5 protein-coding genes are annotated in these 5,164 nt (G+C 55.6%); 4 read left to right on the top strand and 1 reads right to left on the bottom strand.

Annotated elements, in window-relative coordinates; genetic code table 11:
• A partial coding sequence (locus tag ACF8AM_RS07625) for a DUF1501 domain-containing protein (protein ID WP_392555058.1) occupies positions 1-609 on the top strand: 609 nt, incomplete at its 5' end.
• A gap of 30 nt (positions 610-639) precedes the next feature.
• On the opposite strand, the gene ACF8AM_RS07620 is transcribed toward ACF8AM_RS07625, so the two are convergent.
• Positions 640-2,397, bottom strand: a complete 1,758-nt coding sequence (locus ACF8AM_RS07620; protein ID WP_392555057.1) for a sulfatase-like hydrolase/transferase — start codon at positions 2,395-2,397, stop codon at positions 640-642.
• 84 nt (positions 2,398-2,481) lie between these two features.
• On the opposite strand from ACF8AM_RS07620, the gene ACF8AM_RS07615 reads away from it, so the two are divergent.
• The 3 genes from ACF8AM_RS07615 to ACF8AM_RS07605 all read left to right on the top strand — a co-directional run bounded on the left by ACF8AM_RS07615 (position 2,482) and on the right by ACF8AM_RS07605 (position 5,045).
• Positions 2,482-3,519: an NAD-dependent epimerase/dehydratase family protein gene (locus tag ACF8AM_RS07615; RefSeq protein WP_392555056.1), complete on the top strand. Its 1,038-nt coding sequence runs from the start codon at positions 2,482-2,484 to the stop codon at positions 3,517-3,519.
• A gap of 4 nt (positions 3,520-3,523) precedes the next feature.
• The gene (locus ACF8AM_RS07610; RefSeq protein WP_392555055.1) at positions 3,524-4,597 is read left to right on the top strand and encodes a dihydrodipicolinate synthase family protein; all 1,074 of its coding nucleotides are present in this window, start codon (positions 3,524-3,526) and stop codon (positions 4,595-4,597) included.
• Positions 4,598-4,667: 70 nt separating this feature from the next.
• The gene (locus ACF8AM_RS07605; RefSeq protein ID WP_392555054.1) at positions 4,668-5,045 is read left to right on the top strand and encodes a sulfatase; all 378 of its coding nucleotides are present in this window, start codon (positions 4,668-4,670) and stop codon (positions 5,043-5,045) included.
• Positions 5,046-5,164: the final 119 nt, after the last annotated feature.

Genomic DNA, 5,164 nt, shown 5'->3' with positions numbered 1-5,164 from the left:
ATGCAAACCTCCGTGCCGGATCTGATGAACATCGACGAAGAACCGGCCGAGGTTCATCAGATGTACGGCACCCAACCAGGTGAGACGAGCTTCGCCAACAACTGCTTGCTCGCCCGACGTCTGGTCGAACGCGGAGTGCGTTTTGTTCAACTGTTCGATCAAGGATGGGATCACCATGGCAACATCGTGAATCGCTTGTCGGCCAAGACGAAAGAAGTGGACCAACCCATTGCGGCGCAGATCAAAGATCTCAAACAACGCGGGATGCTGGACGACACGCTCGTAGTCTGGGCCGCCGAATTTGGTCGAACCCCAATGGCACAAGCCAGCAACGGCGGCGGCACCCCGACAAAGATTGGGCGAGACCACCACAAGGAAGCCTTCACCATTTGGATGGCGGGCGGAGGCACGAAGAGCGGACACACCCACGGAATGACCGACGAACTGGGCTATGGGATCGCTGAAAACGGCGTGCATGTTCACGACCTGAACGCCACCATCCTGCACCTGCTCGGGATCGATCATGAGCGACTGACATTCCGCTACCAAGGGCGGCAATTTCGACTCACCGACGTTCACGGAAACGTCGTCAACGACATCATCGGTTGACCTCTTGCCACGATCGCCCGGTGCATCGCGTCATTCGGCGGGCTGTCGGGTGATGGTGAGTCCATTCAATTCAATCATGGCACCGTCCTGGTCGGTTCGGTGTAAAGCCAGCGTTAAGGAACCAGCCGCAAGGTCAACGACTCCGATCGAGTGCTGCTGAAACGTCAACATCCGTCGCGGAGTTGCCTTGGAATCTAAATCGGGCCGAACAACGCTTTCCATCGCGAATCGCGGAAGAGTGGTGCTGACTTTTTGGTTGCCGGTCGTCAGCACGATCGCTGCCGAATCCGAATCGCAAACGTAGTGAACCACGATTTCGTATCGCCCAGCTTCCTTCACCCGGATCGGCCAATGGATCCGATCCTGCGGTGATGTCCAGCGATCGATCCAACTGTGTGCCCATGAAATTTCGTCGGCAAACCCGGCTCCTCCTTCGAGCTTCGCATCCACGGCAGGCACAAAGACCGATCGCATCGGTTCGATGGGAACAGGCCGCACCGCCGTGATACTGGGAGTGATCTCCTGCACATATTCTTCGATCTGCGATCGCAACTGCACCGTCAGTTCTGGATGACTCGAAGCCAGATCGGTGGTTTGACCTGGGTCGGTCGTCATGTCAAACAATGACGCCTTGGACTTCTCAATCGTCAATCGATGAGTGTTGGTTCGCACCGCCGCCTTGCCAAACTTTTGCAATTGCAACTGATTGGGGCGATAGGTCAAGATCAAGCGGTCGTCGAGTTCGGCATCGGATCCATCACGAATCAATTTCGCCAAGCTTCTTCCGTCCAGTGGCTTTTCCGTTGCCACAGGAATGTCACACCACTCGGCCAACGTTGGCAGCAGATCAATGTGCGCCGCAATTTGAGAGATTGATTGCGGCTTGATCTTCCCCGGCCAGCGAATGAAACAAGGCACGCGACAGCCTCCTTCATGAACACTGCCTTTGGCGCCACGCATTCCACCGTTGAAACGTTTTCCGTTGGGCCCGTTGTCTGTCAGAAACACAACGATGGTTTCCTCGCTCAACGAGTGATCGGCAAGGCACTTCAATAATCGCGCAACATTGGTGTCGATGTTTTGTACCATCGCGTACACGGCCGCTGTTTTCTCGTCGATCGATCCGTCGTTGTACCGATCAAACAATTCTTGTGGCACCTGAAAGGGACCATGCGGTGCGTTGAGCGGCACATAACAAAAAAACGGATGGTCGTGATGGTCGTTGACAAAATTGATCGCTGCGTCCGTCAAGACATCGGTGATGTATCCCTTGGTTTGCACCGGCGTGCCGTTTCGCTCCAGCAACGCGTCGTCGTAAAGATTGAAATGCCCGCCACAGAACCCAAAGAATTCATCAAAACCTTGTCCATTGGGGTGCAGCGGCATCTGTGCGCCATTGTGCCACTTCCCAAAGCAGCCTGTCGCGTAGCCAGCCGCTTGGAACATCTCGGCAAGCGTCGTTTCCTCCGCCCGCATCACTTCACGGCGTCCCGTGACCCCGGCGACTCCGGTGCGTTCCGGATAACGCCCGGTCAACAAAGCGGCTCGCGTCGGAGCACACACGGGGGAAACATAAAAACGATCCAGTCGTGCACCTTGGTTCGCCAGAGCATCGAGCGTCGGCGTTGAGATGATCGAATTCCCATGCGATGCAAGATCACCCCATCCCTGATCGTCCGTCAAAATCAAAAGGACGTTCGGGTGTTCGACGGTCTCAGCCTGAACCGCCCCCACAACAAGCATCTTCGAAAGCAACAGCGCGATGGTGTAAAAAACGATCTTCGTCATTCGGATCCTCGGTGGGTCGAGAGAGGTGGGAGCACAATGTTAGACTTGCGAACAAAACATTGCACCACAATATGGCGGCAGAAAATGGCAGTCGACTTTTCTGAAGGGATCGAATCCGAAACGCAACTGGACGCATTGCTGGCCCGGCCAAGTGAGACGTTGGTCGAATTCATGCGGCAACTCAATGGCGACCTGATCATCTTGGGCATTGCCGGGAAGATGGGCGTCAGCTTGGGCCAACTGGCTGTCTCCGCGATTGAAAAGGCAGGCGTGTCGAAGAATGTATACGGTGTGGCGCGATTCTCCGACACGGATGCTCGCGCTCGTTTGGATTCAGCCGGTGTGCAAACGATTCAGTGTGACTTGCTTGATCGAGAAGCTGTCGCCCAACTTCCTTCCGTGCCCAACGTCTTGTTCATGGCCGGCCGGAAATTTGGGACCGCGGGCACGGAACCTCTGACCTGGGCGATGAACACGATGGCCCCTTCGAACGTCGCCCATCACTTCCGCGAATCCAAGATCGTTGCCTTCTCGACTGGCTGTGTTTACCCGCTGGCTTCTGTGGATCAGCAACCAACCGAACTCACGCCACCGGGGCCGATCGGCGAGTACGCACAATCGTGTCTCGGGCGTGAACGCATGTTCGAGCACGGCAGCCTGGAGTGGGGAACTCCCGTCTGTCTGTACCGACTGAATTACGCGATCGACCTGAGATATGGGGTGCTGCATGACATCGCCGCCAACATTTGGAACGGGCAGCCCGTCGACAATTCCGTCCAGGCCTTCAACGTGATTTGGCAGGGTGACGCGAATCATCAAGCGTTGATGTGCTTGGACCATTGCACCTCACCAGCAAACGTCCTCAACGTCACCGGTCCTGAAACATTGCTCACCGAAGATGTTGCTCGTCGATTGGGTGAACTGCTGAACAAAACCGTGCAATTCACGACCACGCCCAGCGACGCTTCCTACCTGAGCGACAGTTCGGAAGCCAGAAGGCTGTTCGGAGCCCCGTCCGTCTCGGCCGATCAACTGATTCGCTGGCAAGCACACTGGACCCAAATCGGAGGCCGTTCATTGAACAAACCAACGCATTTCGAAGTCAACGACGGAGCCTATTGAACCGATGCAAATCAGCGATTTATCGCCCACCATTCGCGAAAACGTTCGTCTGGGAATCGTCATCCCCGCGCAACCATTGGCTCTCGACGCCAAACGGCAATTCGATCCGCGATACCAAACGGCGCTGACCCGTTACTACATCGACGCTGGCGCCGGCGGAATCGCGGTCGGCGTGCATTCCACCCAATTCGCGATCCGCGATCCATCGGTCGCTTTGTATGAACCCGTGTTGCGTTTGACCTCGGAAGTCATTGACGAACACGCCGGTTCGCAAGGGCGTGAAATCTTCAAGGTCGCGGGAGTTTGCGGGAGAACACCGCAGGCAATCAGTGAAGCGGAGTTCGCCCGCTCACAGGGCTACCATGCGGGTTTGTTGAGTCTGGCAGCCTTGGCCGATGCGTCCATCGACGACCTCATTGCTCATTGCCGAGAAGTCGCCTCGGTCATTCCGGTGATCGGTTTCTACCTGCAACCGGCCGTCGGCGGTTGTGTGCTTCCGTATGAGTTCTGGCGGGAATTTGCTGAGATTGAAAACGTCCTCGCGATCAAAGTCGCTGCCTTCAACCGCTATCAAACACTGGATGTGGTTCGCGCGATTTGCGACGCAGATCGTGACGACGCAATCACTCTCTACACCGGCAACGATGACAACATCATTGCGGATCTGTTAACGACGTACCGCATTGTCACTGAGCACGGTTTGAAATCAGTCCGATTCCGCGGAGGTTTGCTCGGGCACTGGTGCGTGTGGACTCGCAAGGCGGTTGAACTGCTCGATGAGATTCATTTGGTTCTGGATCGCGGCGATAACATTCCTTTTGAATTACTATCTCGCAATATCCAGGTCACCGATTGCAACGCTGCCTTCTTTGATGCCGCCAACGGGTTTGCCGGCTGCATTCCCGGAATCCATGAAGTGCTACGTCGGCAAGGCCTACTGCCCGGAACCTGGTGCCTGAATCCCAACGAAGTTCTCTCGGATGGTCAATCCGAAGAAATCGATCGTGTGATCGCCGCTTACCCATCTCTCAATGACGATGCATTCGTAAGCGAGAATCTGGGTCGATGGCTGCGTTAAAGCGTCCCACGCAAGCTGAACAACACACCTCATAAGACACCTGAAACCGAATCCCCACTGGAACAGCGTGATGCAACCGCACCGAAACTGGATGATCCATCTATTCACGGCGCTCGCGATGTTGCTGGTTGCCACCAAGGCCTCAGCGGCAGATCGCCCAAACATCTTGTTGATTGTTTCGGACGATCAAGGCTACAACGACCTGGGCCAACTGGGCAACGGAATCATCACGCCCGCCCTCGACCGCCTCGCCAACGAGGGAACAAGGCTGACGAATTTCTATGTGGCGTGGCCAGCCTGCACTCCGTCGCGGGCCAGCTTGCTGACGGGGCGGTACCCTCAGCGAAACGGGATCTATGACATGATCCGCAACGAAGCCCCCGACTACGGACTCGAGTACAAGCCGGACGACTACGACGTCTTATTCCAAATGAAGCATTCGCATTGAAAGCTTCTGAAACAATCCAGTTCAATCGCGAATTAAGATCAACGCGCCAGGAGGTATAATCAGAATAACGGCCATTCAACTCGTCAAAAGGATTTTCGAAATACTGTCCGCCAATGGTA

Source organism: Rhodopirellula sp. JB055, assembly GCF_043100905.1.
In the GTDB taxonomy this organism is placed as follows: domain Bacteria; phylum Planctomycetota; class Planctomycetia; order Pirellulales; family Pirellulaceae; genus Rhodopirellula.
This window is presented reverse-complemented; position numbering and strand designations above follow the sequence as displayed.